Genomic DNA, 17,782 nt, shown 5'->3' with positions numbered 1-17,782 from the left:
GGGAGGAGCAAGCCGTGCAGAATTGGTGGAGCCTGAAATGGCATGAGATAAGAGCCAATAAGCATTCCTATTTTTTAATGGCACCGTACATGATCCTGTTCGCCGTGTTTACGGTGTTGCCTGTCCTGGTGTCGATTGTGCTCAGCTTCACATATTTCAATATGTTAGAGTTTCCGAAGTTTATCGGCTGGCAGAACTATACCCGCCTGTTCCTGGAGGATGACGTTTTCCTGATCGCCCTCAAAAATACGCTGCTGTTCGCAGTGATTACAGGGCCCATCAGCTACATTGCCTGTTTTGTGTTCGCATGGATCATCAATGAGCTGTCACCCAAGCTTAGGGCAGTAATGACGCTTGTCTTCTATGCGCCTTCGATTTCGGGGAACGTCTACTTCATCTGGCTGATGATTTTCTCCGGTGACCGGTACGGCATAATGAACGGCCTGCTGCTGCGCTTCGGCTTCATTCTGGAGCCGATCCAGTGGCTGAAGACGGAAGGCTACATTATGCCGATTATCATCCTGGTGCAGCTGTGGCTCAGTCTGGGAACCGGCTTCCTGGCGTTCATCGCAGGTCTGCAGACGGTAGACAGTACTTTATATGAAGCCGGAGCTGTGGACGGAATCAAAAACCGCTGGCAGGAGCTGTGGTACATCACGCTTCCGTCGATGCGGCCGCAATTAATGTTCGGCGCCGTAATCCAGATTACGACCGCTTTTGCCGTAGCCGATGTCTCGATTGCCCTGGCCGGGTTCCCGAGTGTGAACTATGCGGCAGAGACGATCGTCACGCATCTGATTGATTTTGGCACCACCAGATTTGAGATGGGATATGCGTCAGCGATTGCAACTGTGCTGTTCCTGATCATGGTCGCCTCCAACCTTATCGTCCAAAAGCTCCTTAGAAAGGTGGGTGAATAATCATGAATATCCCCTTTCAGGTTAATGCCAGGAGGCGGCTCGGCCGCGCGGTCCGGATGCCCAAAAAACGGGTAAACCGTTCAGCCTGGGGCACGTTTTCCTTATTTGCCCTGCTGACACTCTTCGGGGCCTTTATGATTCTGCCGCTCGTTTATGCCATTAACAATGCGTTCAAGCCGCTGGATGAGATATTTATTTTCCCGCCGACCCTGTTTGTGCGCAATCCCACGCTGAATAACTTTGTTGACCTGTTTAATCTGCTCGGCAATTCGTGGGTGCCGTTCTCGCGTTATATTTTCAACACGGTGTTTATTACAGGCGCAGGCATTATCGGACACGTCATATTTGCCTCAGCAGCGGCCTATCCGCTGGCCAAACATCATTTTCCCGGCAAAAAAGTGCTGTTCACCATCGTCGTCCTGTCGCTGATGTTCACGCCGGCCGTAACGGCCATGCCCAACTATATGATTATGTCCTGGCTGGGGCTGATCGACACGTACTGGGCCGTCATTATACCGGCATTCGCCTATTCTCTGGGCCTGTATCTGATGAAGCAGTTCATGGAGCAGATTCCGGATGTGCTGCTGGAGGCCGCCAAAATCGACGGTGCCAGCGAATACCGCATCTTCTGGACGATCGTTATGCCTAACGTCAAGCCGGCCTGGCTGACCCTGATTATTCTGCTGTTTCAGATTCTGTGGGGCAGCGACGGCAACGGCTTCATCTACAGCGAACAGCTGAAATCGCTTCATTTCGCGGCTGGGCAGGTGGTAGCGGGAGGTATTGCCCGTTCCGGTGCGGCGGCGGCGGTGGCGCTGATCCTGATGAGCGTGCCGATTACGCTGTTTGTTTTTTCACAGAGCCGGATTATTGAGACAATGGCTACTTCAGGAATGAAGGACTAGGGGGGAAGGCAGTTGATTGCAAAAAAGTGGCTGCTTGCGGGGACAATGGCATCCCTGCTGCTAAGTTGTGCGGCTCCCGCGCCGGTGAATGCCGAGGCCGTGCCATATGAGAGCTATAACTATAATTACTGGGAGGAAGCCGTGCCTGCTCCGGCAGCGTACATCCCCGACCGCACCCTTACAGGCAAGGATCTCGGAGTGGGTGACTTTCTGGACCCCGCCGACATGGTCGTTGCGGACAGCGGGCTGATCTATATCGTGGACACCGGGAATGCCCGGATTATCTGCCTGGACAGCAGCTGGAAGGTCGATAAGGTCATTACCGGCTTTGACAACGGCGGGAAGGAAGAAACCTTCAAGAATCCGTCGGGCCTCTACGTTAATGACGAGGGCAATCTGTTTGTTGCCGATACGGACAACGGGCGCATCGTCGTGCTGTCCCCGGACGGGGAACTGCTGCGGATGATTGAGCAGCCGGAGTCGGATATTCTGCCGGCGGACTTCAAGTTTATCCCGGTCAAGGTCACAGTGGACCAGGCGGAACGGGTCTATGTTATCGCCAAGGGTATTTTCGAGGGGATTATGCAGTTTGACGAGAACGGCGTGTTCATCGGCTACGTCGGCACGAATAAGGTCAAGCGCGACTACACCGAATACATCTGGCGGATGTTCTCCACCAAGGCGCAGAAGGCACAGATGGCATTGTTCGTCCCTACGGAATTCTCCAATATTGATGTGGATGACAAAGGCTTCCTGTATGCGACCAATATTGATCCGGGCTCGAAGGAGCCGGTCAAACGGCTTAATCCCTCCGGTGAGGATGTGCTGAAGCGGTTCGGCTACTTCGATGTGCTGGGGGATATCCGTTACCGGATATCGGTAGGACCGTCCAAGTTCACGGATATCAAGGTGCTTCCAGACGGTATGTACAGCGCGCTTGATGCCAATCAGGGCAAGGTGTTCACCTATAACGATGAAGGCGACCTTCTGTATGTATACGGCGGCAAGGGCAATCAGACCGGGACGTTCAAAATACCGGCAGCCATTGAATACGCCGGCGGCAGCCAGCTCGTGCTGGACCGGGGGAAGGGCAACATCGTGATCTTCAAGCCGACCCGGTTCGGCAGCATTGTCAATGAGGCGGTCGGCTATCATTACAACGGCGAGGATGCACAGGCGGTTCCCGTCTGGAAGGAAGTCCTGAAGCTGAATGCCAACTATGATATCGCATATATCGGCATAGGCAAGTCGCTGCTGATGGAGAAGAACAACAAGGAAGCGATGAAATATTTCAAGCTCGGGATGGACCGGGACGGTTATTCCGTAGCCTTCAAACGGTATCGCAGAGAGGTGATGCAGGAGCACTTCGGAACCTTCCTGACATCAGTAATGCTGCTGGCTGCCGTATGGATCGCCTATCGGATCCTCAGCTTCTGGAGAAGAAAGCGGGACTCCCGGGCTTCCAGGCAGACTCCGCACAACCTTAAGGAGGGGAACGCCCATGAGGCAGGATTTCATTAAATTCCCGCTGCACCTCATTGTGCATCCGTTTGACAGCTTTTGGGATATGAAATATGAGGGCAAAGGAAAGCTGCGGGTAACACTGACCATTCTTCTGCTTGTGGTAATCTCTATGATCCTGAAGAATCAGTTCGCAGGCTTTCTGGTCAATTACAATGACCCGCGCCATTTAAACAGCATTACACAGCTGTTTACCGTTGTCTTTCCGTTTTTCCTGTGGTGCCTGTCCAACTGGGCCATTACAACGCTGATGGACGGCGAGGGGAAATTCAAAGAAATCATGATGGCTACGGGCTATGCGCTTGTTCCCATTGTCATTATTTATACTCCGATGGTGGTGGCCAGCCGATTCATGGCGGAGGAAGAAACGGCCTTCTACTATCTGATGATGTCGGTGGCATCCATCTGGTTCATCGCGCTGCTGTTCGTCGGCATTATGACCGTTCACCAGTACACCGTGCTCAAAACGATTGTCACAATGCTGCTGACGGTAGTGGTTATGGGCATCGTAGTATTTCTCGGAACCCTTGTCCTGAGCATGATCCAGCAGATTATCGAGTTCTTTATCAACATTTACCGTGAATTGATTTTCCGTACATGAAGGAGGCCGCATCTGTGAAAAGACGAAAATTACCGGCTGCGGTGCTGGCCTGTGCCGCAGTCCTCTGTATCATCGCCGCGGCTGTCCTGTACTTCAGCTCCCGCGGTGCGGAAGCTGTTGAAGCCTCCGCCTATATGGAAGTGACGGCTGAGCTTGAGGCCGGAAGCGAGCTGGCTGCGCTGCCTGATTCCTCCGGCGGAGTGCCCGGCATGATTCTGGCAGCGGATGATGCAGAGCTGTCCCTGTACTATAACGCTGAAACGACTGAGGTAGCGGTGAAGGATAAACGGACAGGTCAGATCTGGTACAGCAATCCGGAAGGCCGCAATGAGGATACGCTGGCCTCGGGCTTTGAGAAGGAGCTGCTGTCCTCGCAGCTGACCGTATTGTTCCGTGATGCTGTAGGGACGCTTGAATCCTACACCAACTTTGCCCAGAGCATCAGCAGCAAGCAGTTCACAGCCGAGAGTCTGAAGAACGGGCTGCGGATCACTTATACCATCGGGGACACCTCGGCAGGTATTGATGCGCTGCCTCAATATATCAGCCAGGCCCGGCTGGAGGAGAAGGTGCTCTCCAAGCTGGATGCGTCGACTGCCAAATATGTTGCAACCCGCTATTATCCCAAAGAAGGCAGCCCGGACATCATGGAGCGGATCGATGCCCAGGTCTCCAAGCCGCTGGTGCTCAAGAAAATGACCGCCGCCTTTGCACTGGCGGGCTATTCTGCCGAGGATCTGGCGCAGGACAATGCGGAGAACGGAATCGGCGGGGAAGCGGGGACGTCTAAGCCCAATTTTGTTATCCCGCTGGAATACCGGCTGGAGGAGGGCTCACTGATCGTAACCGTTCCTGTGAACCAGGTTAAGGAGAGCGGGCAATATCAGATCCGCAGCCTGGATCTGCTTAACATGTTCGGCGCTGCAGACCGGCTGACGGACGGCTATATGCTGGTTCCTGACGGCTCCGGCAGCCTGATCCGTCTGAACAACGGCAAGGTGAAGGAAGAGCAGTATGTGCAGCGGGTGTACGGGCCGGACCCCAATGACAACAGCTACCGGCGCGGGCAGGTCAGTCAGAATGCCCGGATGCCCGTCTTCGGCATGAAGGCTGGAGATGGCGCATGGTTCGCCGTCATCGAGAAGGGCGATGCCATCGCCAGCATTGCCGCCGATATCAGTGGCAAAAAGAATTCCTACAATTTCATCCACAGCAGCTATTCCCTGCGCGGCGAGGATGAGCTTGAGCTGTACACCGGAGCGACCATTCAGGAAATACAGCTGCTTAGCGAAGAAATTTACAAGGGCGATATTCAGGTCCGCTACAGCTTCCTGAGCGGGGATAAGGCCAGCTACTCCGGGATGGCTGAGCTGTACCGGGATAAGCTGGTTGCGGAGAAGGCGCTCACACCTCTGGCCGGGGAGCAGAGCATTCCATTTTATCTGGATATACTGGGCGCTGTCGACAAGCAGAAATCGCTGCTCGGCGTGCCTTACCGCTCCGAGATTTCCATGACCTCCTTCCGGCAGGCTGCGCTGATTGCCGGGCAATTGAAGCAGGACGGTATCGGCCGGCTGCTGATGCGGTACACCGGCTGGTCCGGCAAAGGCGTGAATCACTCCACGCCGGATAAGCTGAAGACGGAAAGCGTGCTTGGCAGCAGGTCAGAGCTGACCGCGCTGCGGGACCAGCTGACACAGGCCGGCGGAACGCTGTTCCCGGATGTAGCCTTCCAGCAGATTTATCATAATGACAGCGGATTCACACCCTCCTCTGATGCGGCAAGGTTTGTTACACGGGAGGAAGCACAGCTGTATCCTTATAACCGGGCGCTGAACCGGATGGATATGACACTTGGAGGCTACTACCTGTTATCACCAGCCAAGCTGCCCTATTATGTGGATTCTTTTATGGATAAGTATGCCGGCTTTGGAATGGAAGGCGTGTCTCTGCGGGATCTAGGCAATGTGCTGAGCTCCGACTTCCGGGCCAGCCGGGTGATCCAGCGGGAAACGGCCAAGGCGATCGTGAAGGAGCAGCTGGACAGAATCAGCCAGGATGTGGACCAGACCATGGTTTCAGGCGGCAACGCCTATGCCTGGCCTTATGCCGATCATCTGATTAATGTTCCAGTATCCTCAAGCGGCTTTGCGCTTACAGATGAAGACGTTCCCTTTTATCAGATGGTGATCCATGGCTTCATCAGCTATACCGGCACACCGGTTAATCTGAGTGACGAGCAGGATATGCACACACAGCTGCTCCGCTCCATCGAGCTGGGGTCAGCACCATACTTTTCGTGGTCCTACGAGCCGTCCTCGAAGCTGAAATTCACGCATTTTGACAGCCTGTATGCAACCTCCTATCAGGACTGGTATGAGCAGGCGGTTTCCATGTACAAGGAAGTAAATGAGGTGCTTGCCCCGGTACAGCATGCGCAGATCGTAAACCATATACGCCATCAGGAGGGTGTTGTGGAGGTGCAGTATAGCAACGGTATATCTATCTATGTCAACTACACCGGCAAGGATGTCTCCGTGCAAGGAACCGCTGTCGGTGCCGGACAATATCTGATTGAAGGTGAAGCGTCATGAACGGAAACAAGCTGAGCCTGCAGCATAAGCGCTCCTTGCTGGGCATTGCTTTTATAGCGCCGTGGCTGCTCGGATTTATATTCCTGTTCGCAGCCCCGCTGCTCCGGTCCATCCAATTCAGCTTCAGCAAATTAACCGTTGATCCTTCGGGGTTTACGCTGGAGGGCGTGGGCTGGGCCAATTTCAACAATGCTTTGTTTGTCGATGCCACCTTCAACCGCGTCCTGACCGAATCGGTCTGGGATATGGTGCTGAATGTGCCGATGATCCTGTTCTTCAGCCTGTTCTCGGCAACGCTATTGAACCAGAAGTTCAGGGGTAGAATCGTCGCCCGGGCCATCTTTTTTCTGCCGGTTATCCTGGCCTCCAATGCCATATCGGCAGCAGAAGCCTCGGGGCTGATCAATCTGGTTGGTGATGCGACTGCCGTGAATGAACTCGGGCAATCGGGCTCCCAGTACAACGTCATGTCCATGGTGATGATTCTGAGCGATATCGGTCTGCCGCTGTCGTTCGTAGACTACATTGTCGATGCGATTCTGCGGATCTATGAGATTATAACCAGCTCAGGTGTGCAGATTCTGATTTTTCTTGCCGCACTGCAGTCCGTTCCCGGAGCGATGTATGAGGTGGCGAAGATTGAAGGGGCCACTGCTTATGAATCCTTTTGGAAAATCACCTTCCCGCTCGTGAGCCCGCTGATCCTGACGAATGTAATCTATACGATCATCGACTCCTTCTCAGGCAGCGCAGTAACAAAAATGATCTTCACCACGGCGTTCACCACCCAGAACTTCGGGCTGAGTGCGGCGATGTCCTGGATCTATACGCTGATTATCAGCATCATCCTGGTCATAGTGGGCTATGTGCTGTCCAAACGGGTGCATTACAACTGATTTATGCAAAGGAGGATACGGCATGCAGTCCCCGCAAGCTGTCCGTAAAGAAGCCCAGCATTACAGAATCCAGAAGGTGAGAGGCAGGGCAGTCGATATCCTGTACGCAGTGTTCCGTTATGCGCTTGTTACAGGGATATCCTTCATCATTATTTATCCGCTGCTGATGAAGTTCTCCATTGCCTTCAAGGATAAGACGGATATTTACAACCCGACGATTTATATGATTCCGGTCCATTTCACGATGGACAATATCAGAATGGCGATGCAGATCCTGGATTACTTCCCGCTGCTCGGCAATACGCTGCTGTTCGTTGTCGTGACGACGCTGCTGACCACGGCCTCCTGTGCCCTGGCGGGGTATGGCTTCGCCAGATTTAACTTTCCGGGAAGCAATATCCTGTTCGCATTGGTTATTCTGACACTGCTCGTGCCGACCAGCACGCTGATGGTGCCGATGTACCTGCATTTCAGAAGCTTCGATATAATGGGCATCATTCATCTGCTTACCGGCAAGTCCGGGCTCAACCTGCTTAATACGTATTGGCCTTCCATTATTACCTCGGCAACCGCCATCGGCCTGAAGGCCGGTCTCTTTATCTATATCTTCCGCCAGTTTTTCAAGGGGATGCCGAAGGAGATTGAAGAAGCAGCCCTGATTGACGGCGCGGGCGGGGTAAAAACGTTTCTGCGGATCATGCTGCCCAATGCGGTCTCGCCGATGATAACCGTCATCCTGTTCTGCTTCGTGTGGCAGTATAATGATACCTTTTTTACTTCGCTCTTTATGAGTGAGCTGGCGCTGATGCCTACCAAGGTCAGCTCGCTGGCGGCTCAGGCCAATGCGCTGATTCCGGGTATGCTGGGGGCAGGCGGGGGCGGGTCTGCGGTTAAGGCTGATCCAAACCACGTAGCCATGATTATTGACACCGGCATTCTGCTGGCCATTATTCCGCTGATTCTGCTGTATATGGTTGTGCAGCGGTATTTCGTGGAGAGCGTGGAGCGGAGCGGCATTATCGGATAACACTGCTTGCAGAAAAGGGTGCGTACAATGAAAAACAGATATTCGTTCAGCCTGATCCTCCTGCTGCTGGCGGCTGCCCTGGTCTGGCCTGCTCCGCCTGCTCAGGCTAAAGAAAGCGAAACACCGCTGCAAGCTTATGTGGAAGCACTGGGTCCCGGCTGGAATCTGGGCAATACCTTTGAGGCCAGCGAGGATGAGACCTCCTGGGGCAACCCGCCTGTGACCAAGGCTTTTATTGACCAGCTTGCTGCCGAGGGCTACAAGACGATCCGCCTTCCGATTACCTGGAGGCACCGGATGGGGGATGCCCCGGACTATGCCATCGATCCGGCCTTTATGGCACGCATTCAGGAGGTCGTTGACTGGTCGCTGGAGGCGAAAATGCATGTGATGATCAACCTCCATCATGATTCCAACTGGATTATGAATATGGCGTCAGAGCATGATGAGGTGATGGCCAGATTTAATGCCGCCTGGACGCAGATTGCCGGGCATTTCAAGGCCTATCCGGATACGCTGATGTTCGAGAGCGTCAATGAGCCGCGCTATTCCGATGACTGGAGCAAGGATGAGCGGGAATATTTTACAATGCTCGATGAACTGAACGTCTCCTTCCACAGCATCGTCCGCAGCTCCGGAGGGAACAACGGCAAACGTCCGCTGGTACTCTCTACGCTGACAGCCGCACCGACCGAGGCCAGACTGCTGGAGCTGTCCAAGACTATAACAAAGCTCCAGGACAAGCGGCTGATTGCAACGTTCCACTATTACGGATATTATCCGTTCAGTGTGAACACAGCCGGTACTACAACCTTTGATGATACTGCCAGGCAGGATTTGATCCAGGCCTTCGACCGGGCTTACGACATCTTCACATCGAAGGGCATTCCGGTTATCATCGGCGAATACGGTCTGCTGGGCTTTGATAAATCACTGGAGACGGTGCAGCATGGCGAGATTCTGAAGTTTTTTGAATATATCGGCTACTATGCCCGGGAGAAAAAAATGCCGCTGCTGCTGTGGGACAACGGACAGCACTTTGACAGGCGCACCTTCAAATGGGTGGATGAGGAGCTGCATCAGGTGATGGTGCAGGGCTGGAAGGGGCGTTCCTCCAATGCCCAGAGCGATTCGGTGTACATTAAAAAAGGCTCGCTGCTGCAGGATACCGTGCTGGAGTTGAACATGAACGGCAACATCTTCAGGGAGCTGCTGTCCGGTGACAAGGTACTTACGGAGGGCACGGACTTCAGGCTTGAAGGGGAGAAGCTGATTCTCACCTCCGCACTGCTGGAGAGACTGCTCACGGAGGAGTATGGTGTGAACGCGGTATTGACCGCGAAATTTAGTAGCGGAGCTGACTGGCCCATCAAGCTGATCCGCTACGATACTCCTGTTCTGCGGAGCTCGCAGGGACCGCAAGGAATCTATTCCCTGCCGGTCTTGTTCAACGGGGACAGCCTGGCTACGCTGGAAGCGGTCTATACCGGCGGCGGCAATGCCGGTCCGGATGAGTGGACGCCGTATAAGGAATATATACGCCATTTCTATCCGGACTACAAGACCGGGGAAATCAAGTTCACGGATGACTTCTGGAGCGGCGTGAAGGACGGGGAGATGCAGCTGCGGATGCATTTCCGCAGCGGGGAAATCGTTCCTTATACGATAACCAAGGAGGGCTTCTCTATTATTGGAGTATCTGCTGAGGATGCATCGGCAGAGGAGCCGGTACAGAAGGCAGGACAACCAGCAGAGGCTCCTGAGCTTTCCACTGAACCGGAGGAATCCGCCGTTCCTGCATTGTCACCTGCCGGAGAGGAAGCCGGCCCTGGACCGGGGAGCGGCAGCAGGCAGACGCTATTAATAGTACTTATATCGGGTCTGGTTGTCCTGGCAGCGGCCGGGATCTACTGGCGTACAAAAGCAAACCGGAAGAGCGGCAGGTGACACGGCGGGCGTCCGGTGCCGGGTGCGGAAGAAGACCTTTGGCTTGCGTCTGATTCAAACGGCCGGGAGCGGGGCTATGGTATAGTAAGGATTAACTTATATCTTACATAGGAGGCCTCCCATGCTGAAATCATTGCAAGCCATTGAAGCTTACCGCGAAGGCCGGCTGCAGCCTTCGGCCGGACCGGCATGGCTGAATCTTATTGTGTCTGCCGAGATGCCGATCGTTAACCTGGAGCGGGTGGAATCGCTGCAGGAGCTGGATCAGCGCAATCCCGTGCTGGACTATGTGGAACGGAGCCTTAGGCTGCTTGACAGCCTGCAGCTGTCTTACTGGATTAAGGAGCTGGCCGAGGAGACGCTGATCTGGTCGGAGACGGCCAAAGGCGGCACCCCGCGCCAGCGCCGGAAATGGCAGGAGGAGGGCATCAATTGCTTTGCTCATAATGTAGGCTCCGCCCAGCTGTACTGGCAGCATACCGCAGGGGAGACATTTGATGTCACCGGAAGGCCGCAGGCATCTGCTCTCAGGGCGGAGGGTGTACCGCAGGCGGAAACGCTGGTCATTGTGCACCGGCTGATCGAGACGCACGGGCTGCTCGGCCAGCAGATCCGCGGCGAGGTTCCGCCGGAGGTCAACCAGCCGCTGGCAGCCATTGCCGAGGAAGGGCTGCTGACCGCAGATGAGCTGGAACGGCTGCTGTTTGCGCTGAACCACTGCATCATCGGCGCAGTCTCGCCGGTGCTGTGGCAGGATGTGCGCACCGAGATCATGGAGCTGATCGCGGCCGTCGCCTCCGGCGAGCCGGCTGAGCCGCTGCCGATGAAGGAGCGGCTGCGGCGCATGCGGTCCGGCCCGATTCTCCGCGGGGAGGACTTTGCAGCCGAGTGGGGCCGTCTGGAGCAGGAAGGGCTGCCCGTGGAATTGCTCGAAGCCTTGCAGCCGGCTACTTTCTGGTATGCGGAATCGGCGCTGCAGACCTTCTCGCTGGAGCAGTTTCTGAAGGTGCTGGCGCTTGCTGCCCGCGGCAGCAGTGGCGGCAACAGCAACGGCGGGGGCTTAGGCCATCTGAGCTTTGAAGCAGTGATGAATTCGATTTATTACGATTACAAGGGCACCAAGAAAATCAACGTATATAAGAAGCGGATTATTGAGAAATATCTGTCCGGCCTAAGCTGGAGGGATATTGCTGAGGGCACGCTTGTGCCGGGCAATCCGCATCTGGTGCACAGGCTGCGGCGGCAGGGGCATCTGCCGGATACGGTGTTTTTCGACTTCGAGTTCTCGCCTGCAGCCGAGAAGCTGATTGAGTTCTGCATGGAAGCCGAGAAGTCGGTGCTGTATGAGCGGGCGGTGCTGATGCTGTTCGATCTGTTTGAGCTGCGGCGGGACGCCTTCGACCGGTTCCATAATGAGGACAGCTATTTGAGCCAGATGAATGACACGGCCGATTATAAGTCCGTTATTCTTGATTACATTACCGGCACTACTGTACTGGATATCGGACCCGGCGGCGGTGTGCTGCTCGATCTGATCGAAGAGCGGATGCCCGGGGTTACACCGGTCGGCATTGACATCTCCAGCAATGTGATCGAGGCTTTGCAGCAGCGCAAGGCGCGGGAAGGGCGGCGCTGGGAGGTGCTGCAGGGTGATGCGCTGAATCTGAAGGAGTATGTGGATGCGGGCAGGGTGGACACGGTTATTTTCTCGTCGATTCTGCATGAGCTGTATTCCTACGTACCGATGGACGGCCGGAAGTTTAACCACCGGACCGTTGCCGCAGCGCTGGTGAGCGCTTTTGAGGTGCTGGCTGAAGGCGGAGTAATCATTATCCGTGACGGGATCATGACCGAGCCGGTAACCCAGCAGCGGAGAATCCGCTTCCTGGAGGAGAACGGGCTGGAGTGGCTGAAGCGGTATGCGGAGGATTTTGCCGGGCGGGAGATTCAGTACCGGGTTACCGGTGAGCAGGAAGTGCAGCTGCCGGTGAACGATGCGATGGAGTTTTTGTATACGTACACCTGGGGAGCAGAAGCTTACGTTCATGAAGTCCAGGAGCAGTTCGGTTACTTCACTCCGTCGCAGTATGAAGCTTTTATCCGCGAGCATTTAGGCGGCCAGGCGCAGATTGAAGTGTTCCGGCACTATCTGCAGGAGGGTTACACCGAGGCGTTGCGCGGCCGGGTTGCTGTGATGGATGAAGAAGGAACAGAGGTTCCGCTGCCGGACAGCACCTGCTTTATTGTGATCCGCAAGGGGCAGGCGGTGAGGTAGGGGATGAAATCAGGCCTGAGACTTTATCGGCATAATGCCGGTGCAGTTTCAGGCCTTTTGATTTCCTGCTTCTCGCTTTCAGTAAGCGGCTGATGCCAGCCTTATGCAAATGCTGAGCGGCGTGGCGTGGCGAGCAGATACGTGACTCCGGCTGGGGGACAACAAAAGAGCCGCTCTAGGCGGCTCTTCAGCAGCAATTTTATTTTTGCGTGACGACCAGTGAACTGATCTTGCCGTTACGTATTTGGAACTCATGTCTGAACAGCTGCGGGGCGGGGACCCGGTTCCGGTTGAATTCGCCCTCCATCTCTGCAGTTACGGCGATGCTGCCCCCGGACTCCTCGATTTCATTAATGGTGAAGCGGACCTTGGCCGAGAACAGCTCTGCTTCGCCCCAGGCCTCTATGGCTTCTTTGCCCTGAATCTGCTTCCCGTTATCCCTGACTACGGCTTCTTCAGCGAACAAACCGATAAAAGCCTCCGGCTGATATTGGTTGATGGCATTGTAATATTCCTGTACTTCACTCGGCATAGTGACATGCTGGTTCATGGGATCTGCCTCCTGTAAGTAGATTTGAACGGGCGGGCGGACCCGCCCTTACAGGTAACTTAAACGTATCCGGGGAGTGGTAAGCAGAGCAGCTGCTGAATCGATCCGTACAAAATCCTGTTGAGCCTGCAGCCCTCACGTACCCACGCGGTTCGTATAAACATTTTCGAAGAAGCCTTTTTTGAAATCATCCGCATTGATGAAAAAGTGCAATAATCCCGACAAGTCCCATTCCATTCCGATCTGATCATCAGAATCAGCCTGAAATAACAGAATTTCATCGCTGGGGTGGCCTCCGTATTGCAGCGCTGACATATGGCCCAGGAAACGGAATCCGATCCCTCGGTTGTAGGTATCCGTGAATTTCGGTTTGAATTCCAGCGCATAGCGGTCCAAGTCCGCTTTGTTGTTCATCAAATGGTTAGCCTCCAGATAGTCTGAATCGGGCAGCGTTAATTCAAGCTTTTGTTCGAGCAGCGCGGACTTGAATATCTGTTCTTCCGATAACGCTGCCGGCGGCTGCCTCCTAACCAGTGCTGCTGTATCCGGGGCATAATATACAACATTATTGTTCATCTTATCTTCATCATAATCCTCGTCTGTATACCATAATTCATAATCATATACATAGAAAAAGTAGAGAATCCCGGTGGACGGATATTCCGGGTTAACCAGATTCATAGGGAACTCTTCAAGATTGATTTGAGCGACAAACGACATGGGGTGATTTCTCCAAGAAGGCCATTGATAGGAAGCAGGCATATCAGGCTGCCCGCCGATTTTGCTGGCCCCAAGCTCGATATCCGCCTCATCTGTCATTTTTGGAACCATGTAGAATCCGGGTAAAATCTGATGTTTCAATGTATCCCAATATGCGCCAAGCCCTGCTTCCTCCAGCATCTTGCGGATCTCACGCATGGAGGGGTCTGTAATTTGATCAGATGCCAGCGGGTGCTCGTATACGGGGGGATTGTCGCTTGTCGCAACACCTGATATTAAGAGGCGGAGCAACAGTACCAATCCAGTTAAAACTTTCAATATATTCATGATTTCCCCTGCCCTTCTAAATGATTATTTTATATGGACAGGTTAAATTTGTCAGCTTGAGATATTGTACCTCTGGCCTTAAGGATACAGCTGCCCCGCTACTGCACCCTGAGCCCCGTCTTTACGAAACTCCGAGGGCGAGCAGTTCATTGCTTTGCGGAAGACTTTGATGAAATAGCTGACGTTGTCAAAGCCGACCTCAAGCGCGATGTCGGAAATTTTGCGTTCAGTCTGCTGCAGCAGTGCGGCTGCCTGGCGGATGCGGTAGGAGTTGATATAGTCCACCGGTGTCTTGCGGGTCATGGCCTTGAAGAAACGGCAGAACTGGCCTTCGCTCATCGGAATCAGTCCCGACAGATCACTGGTACGGATTGGCTCCTTATAGTTTTCCTGAATATAAAGGATGACCTTTTTGAGCCGGTTGACCTTGGTGGTATCCGCACCCGGCGACAGGCTGTGGTTCACGGAACGGTCCGGCGCGGCAATCTGTGACAGCATAATCAGCAAGGTTCCTTTCATAAAGGCCTCGAATCCGGGCATTTTATTAGCATATGCGTCCATCATCCGCTCAAGCTGCAGCAGCAGCTCCTGCTGCCAGGGAACAGCCGGTGTAAGATGCCGGGGGAAGCTCTGGCGCTTCTCCTGAAGCGGCAGAATGACCGTCTGCTGAATCGTATCATACTGGGCACTGGCCAGCAGATCCGGATGAAATACCAATGCACAAAACCGGCAGGGGCCATCCTTCAGGACGTGAGCGGCATGAATATCCCCGGATTCGATAAACACAGCTTCACCGACGCGGAGCGGGAAATAATCGGTATCCACCTGAAACAGAATCTCCCCTTCCTGCAGCATAAAAAACTCTGCCTCCTCATGCCAGTGTGTGTCCAGGATGTGGGTTCCGGCCGGAAGCTCGATCCAGTAGGCGGCCAGCGGAAACATGACATCGCCATGTACACGGTCTTCTTTGAGCAATCGCTGGGACGTGCGGTCCATAAATAGGCCTCCTTGTTAGATAAACATCAGAATAGTGTTATAAATAAGCTATATTATATTAGTTTTGTTGTTTTTTTATCGTTATAATGCAACTATAAACACCAAATTGAAGGGTGGCAAGCACACTTATGAAATTTACAGACGGCCTTTGGCTGGTTCGTGAGGGAATCAATATCAACGGCGCAGTGCAGAATTATGTAGTAGAAAAGACTGCTGAAGGTCTGACTGCAATCACACAAACAACTCCAATTACAGGACGTGCAGCAACACTGAACTCCACGCTCCTTACTGTTAAATTCCACTCACCGCTTCCGGGCGTTGTAGGCGTGAAGATCATTCACAATGACGGCGTTGTTGAACGCGGCCCGGCTTTTGAGCTGACCAAGGGAACTGGTGACCACGTTCAGGTGGAAGAAAATGAAGCACAAACCGTACTGATCAGCGGCGGACTCCGTGTAGTCATCAACAAAGGCACTCACTGGTCCGTGGATTTCTACCGCGGTGACGAGCGCATTACCGGCAGCGGTTTCAAATCCATGGCTTACATCACCGATCAGGACGGCAACACGTTTATGCGTGAAGAGCTGGATATCGGCGTAGGCGAATATGTCTATGGTCTGGGCGAGCGCTTCACTTCTTTTGTGAAGAATGGACAGGTTGTTGATATCTGGAACAAAGACGGTGGCACCAGCTCGGAGCAGGCGTACAAGAACATTCCGTTCTATGTAACAAGCAAGGGCTACGGCGTATTTGTTAATCATCCTGAGCTGGTTTCGTATGAGATCGCTTCGGAAAAAGTGAAAAAAGCCCAATTCAGCGTAGCTGGAGAGAGCCTTGAATATTTCGTGATCGAAGGACCTTCGATTAAAGAGGTTATCAGCAAATATACTTCCCTCACCGGTAAGCCTGCGCTTCCTCCGGCATGGACCTTCGGCCTGTGGCTGACGACTTCATTCACAACGGACTACGATGAAGCTACCGTTAACTCCTTCGTAGAAGGCATGGCTGAGCGTGATCTGCCGCTGCATGTGTTCCACTTTGACTGCTTCTGGATGCGTGAATACCAATGGACGGATTTCCAGTGGGACCCGCGTGTATTCCCGGACCCTGTCGGCATGCTGAAACGCCTGAAGGAGAAAGGCCTGAAGATCTGCGTATGGATCAACTCCTATATCGGACAGCGCTCCCCGCTGTTTGAGGAAGGCAAGAAGAACGGCTATCTGATCAAAAAAGCGAACGGCGACGTGTACCAGACTGACCTGTGGCAAGCCGGAATGGGTCTGGTGGACTTCACTAACCCTGCAGCCTGCGAATGGTATGCCGGTTACCTGCGTGACCTGGTGGACATGGGCGTAGACAGCTTCAAAACAGACTTCGGCGAGCGTATTCCAACGGATGTTGTGTACTTCGACGGCTCTGATCCGCAAAAAATGCACAACTACTACACACAAATGTACAACAAGGTTGTGTTCGACGTACTGGAAGAGAAGCTCGGCAAAAATGAAGCAGCGGTATTTGCGCGTTCGGCTACAGCCGGCGGGCAGCAGTTCCCGGTTCACTGGGGCGGCGACTGCTACGCGGACTATGAGTCGATGGCAGAAAGCCTGCGCGGCGGCCTGTCCCTCGGTCTGTCCGGCTTCGGCTTCTGGAGCCATGACATCGGCGGCTTCGAAAATACAGCTCCTGCGCATGTCTTCAAGCGCTGGCTGGCCTTCGGTCTGCTCTCCAGCCATAGCCGTCTGCACGGCAGCACCTCGTACCGTGTGCCTTGGGCTTATGACGATGAGGCGGTGGATGTTACCCGCTTCTTCACCAAGCTCAAATGCAGCCTGATGCCTTACCTGTATGATGTTGCCGGACAGGCGCATGAAGAGGGCTGGGCATCGATGCGGGCCATGGTCATGGAATTCCCTGAAGATCCTACCTGTGAAGTGCTTGACCGCCAGTACATGCTTGGTGACAAGCTGCTGGTTGCTCCGATCTTCCAGGAGAACGGCGAAGTGAAATACTATCTGCCGGCCGGCCGCTGGACGCACCTGCTGAGCGGTGAAACCGTAGTAGGCGGATCCTGGCGCAAAGAGAAACATGACTTCTTCAGCCTGCCGCTGTTCGTACGCCAGAACTCGCTGCTTGCTACAGGCAGTGAAGATACCCGTCCGGATTATGATTTTGCAGATGGCGTGAAATTCGGCCTGTACTCGCTGGAAGACGGTGCTGCAACAACTGCGGTTGTCCGTGACATCAAGGGTGCGCCTGAGCTGACTGTAAAGGCTGAACGTCAAGGCAGCAAGATTACTGTGACTGCCGAAGGCAGCGGCAAAGCCTTCTCGCTGGCTGTGAAGGACCTGGGTGCCATCGCATCCGTAGAAGGTGCTGAGCAGGCGGATGATACTACTGTGAATGTGGCTGCGGGAACGAAGTCTGTCTCCTTCACCGTTACATTGAAATAGGTTAAGACCAGCTCTCTAATGACCGGGAACAGATTGTTCCCGGTTTATTAGCG

Annotated in this window: 13 protein-coding genes; 10 read left to right on the top strand and 3 right to left on the bottom strand. The window is 54.0% G+C overall.

Going from position 1 to position 17,782, the window contains the following annotated elements; all coding sequences use genetic code 11:
- Positions 1-14 precede the first annotated feature (14 nt).
- The 9 genes from BLR64_RS17470 to BLR64_RS17430 all read left to right on the top strand — a co-directional run bounded on the left by BLR64_RS17470 (position 15) and on the right by BLR64_RS17430 (position 12,686).
- Entirely contained in the window at positions 15-920 is a 906-nt protein-coding gene (locus tag BLR64_RS17470; RefSeq protein ID WP_244157747.1) for a carbohydrate ABC transporter permease, read from the top strand.
- Between the two features lie 2 nt (positions 921-922).
- Positions 923-1,825 (top strand): carbohydrate ABC transporter permease, encoded by a 903-nt coding sequence (locus BLR64_RS17465; RefSeq protein WP_090716085.1) that lies wholly within the window; start codon positions 923-925, stop codon positions 1,823-1,825.
- A gap of 12 nt (positions 1,826-1,837) precedes the next feature.
- Positions 1,838-3,346 (top strand): SMP-30/gluconolactonase/LRE family protein, encoded by a 1,509-nt coding sequence (locus BLR64_RS17460; protein ID WP_090716082.1) that lies wholly within the window; start codon positions 1,838-1,840, stop codon positions 3,344-3,346.
- On the top strand, positions 3,327-3,947 hold the full coding sequence (locus BLR64_RS17455) for a YIP1 family protein (RefSeq protein WP_090716080.1): 621 nt from the start codon (positions 3,327-3,329) through the stop codon (positions 3,945-3,947). Before BLR64_RS17460 ends, BLR64_RS17455 begins: the two co-directional genes overlap by 20 nt.
- 14 nt (positions 3,948-3,961) lie before the next feature.
- Positions 3,962-6,541 carry a DUF5696 domain-containing protein gene (locus BLR64_RS17450; RefSeq protein ID WP_090716079.1) on the top strand — a complete coding sequence of 860 codons (2,580 nt, stop codon included), beginning with the start codon at positions 3,962-3,964 and terminating at the stop codon, positions 6,539-6,541.
- A complete protein-coding gene (locus BLR64_RS17445; RefSeq protein ID WP_039869937.1) occupies positions 6,538-7,437 on the top strand; it encodes a carbohydrate ABC transporter permease in 900 nt (299 codons plus the stop codon). The genes BLR64_RS17450 and BLR64_RS17445 overlap by 4 nt, the downstream gene beginning before the upstream one ends.
- A 22-nt stretch (positions 7,438-7,459) precedes the next feature.
- Complete coding sequence (locus tag BLR64_RS17440; protein ID WP_090716077.1) at positions 7,460-8,464, top strand: carbohydrate ABC transporter permease; 1,005 nt, start codon at positions 7,460-7,462, stop codon at positions 8,462-8,464.
- A gap of 27 nt (positions 8,465-8,491) precedes the next feature.
- Entirely contained in the window at positions 8,492-10,411 is a 1,920-nt protein-coding gene (locus BLR64_RS17435) for a cellulase family glycosylhydrolase (protein ID WP_090716075.1), read from the top strand.
- A 121-nt stretch (positions 10,412-10,532) separates the two neighbouring features.
- Positions 10,533-12,686, top strand: coding sequence for a class I SAM-dependent methyltransferase (locus BLR64_RS17430; protein ID WP_090716073.1), 2,154 nt, complete (start codon positions 10,533-10,535; stop codon positions 12,684-12,686).
- A gap of 199 nt (positions 12,687-12,885) precedes the next feature.
- On the opposite strand, the gene BLR64_RS17425 is transcribed toward BLR64_RS17430, so the two are convergent.
- The 3 genes from BLR64_RS17425 to BLR64_RS17415 all read right to left on the bottom strand — a co-directional run bounded on the left by BLR64_RS17425 (position 12,886) and on the right by BLR64_RS17415 (position 15,279).
- The gene (locus BLR64_RS17425; protein WP_139172012.1) at positions 12,886-13,236 is read right to left on the bottom strand and encodes a nuclear transport factor 2 family protein; all 351 of its coding nucleotides are present in this window, start codon (positions 13,234-13,236) and stop codon (positions 12,886-12,888) included.
- Positions 13,237-13,371: 135 nt separating this feature from the next.
- Positions 13,372-14,283, bottom strand: a complete 912-nt coding sequence (locus tag BLR64_RS17420; protein ID WP_090716071.1) for a YwqG family protein — start codon at positions 14,281-14,283, stop codon at positions 13,372-13,374.
- A 78-nt stretch (positions 14,284-14,361) separates the two neighbouring features.
- Positions 14,362-15,279 (bottom strand): helix-turn-helix transcriptional regulator, encoded by a 918-nt coding sequence (locus tag BLR64_RS17415; protein ID WP_090716069.1) that lies wholly within the window; start codon positions 15,277-15,279, stop codon positions 14,362-14,364.
- Between the two features lie 128 nt (positions 15,280-15,407).
- Between BLR64_RS17415 and yicI the strand changes: the two genes are divergently transcribed.
- A complete protein-coding gene (gene yicI / locus BLR64_RS17410; RefSeq protein WP_090716067.1) occupies positions 15,408-17,729 on the top strand; it encodes an alpha-xylosidase in 2,322 nt (773 codons plus the stop codon).
- Positions 17,730-17,782: the final 53 nt, after the last annotated feature.

Source organism: Paenibacillus typhae (genome assembly GCF_900099765.1).
In the GTDB taxonomy this organism is placed as follows: domain Bacteria; phylum Bacillota; class Bacilli; order Paenibacillales; family Paenibacillaceae; genus Paenibacillus_AQ; species Paenibacillus_AQ typhae.
The sequence above is the reverse complement of the archived record's forward strand: the minus strand, read 5'-3'. Positions and strand labels throughout refer to the sequence as shown.

Bases quoted from the DNA above. Each gene is read 5' to 3' on its own strand.
- yicI (WP_090716067.1), top strand. From the start codon at position 15,408: ATGAAATTTACAGACGGCCTTTGGCTGGTTCGTGAGGGAATCAATATC.
- BLR64_RS17415 (WP_090716069.1), bottom strand. From the start codon at position 15,279: ATGGACCGCACGTCCCAGCGATTGCTCAAAGAAGACCGTGTACATGGC.
- BLR64_RS17440 (WP_090716077.1), top strand. From the start codon at position 7,460: ATGCAGTCCCCGCAAGCTGTCCGTAAAGAAGCCCAGCATTACAGAATC.
- BLR64_RS17465 (WP_090716085.1), top strand. From the start codon at position 923: ATGAATATCCCCTTTCAGGTTAATGCCAGGAGGCGGCTCGGCCGCGCG.
- BLR64_RS17425 (WP_139172012.1), bottom strand. From the start codon at position 13,236: ATGAACCAGCATGTCACTATGCCGAGTGAAGTACAGGAATATTACAAT.
- BLR64_RS17445 (WP_039869937.1), top strand. From the start codon at position 6,538: ATGAACGGAAACAAGCTGAGCCTGCAGCATAAGCGCTCCTTGCTGGGC.
- BLR64_RS17420 (WP_090716071.1), bottom strand. From the start codon at position 14,283: ATGAATATATTGAAAGTTTTAACTGGATTGGTACTGTTGCTCCGCCTC.
- BLR64_RS17435 (WP_090716075.1), top strand. From the start codon at position 8,492: ATGAAAAACAGATATTCGTTCAGCCTGATCCTCCTGCTGCTGGCGGCT.
- BLR64_RS17455 (WP_090716080.1), top strand. From the start codon at position 3,327: ATGAGGCAGGATTTCATTAAATTCCCGCTGCACCTCATTGTGCATCCG.
- BLR64_RS17430 (WP_090716073.1), top strand. From the start codon at position 10,533: ATGCTGAAATCATTGCAAGCCATTGAAGCTTACCGCGAAGGCCGGCTG.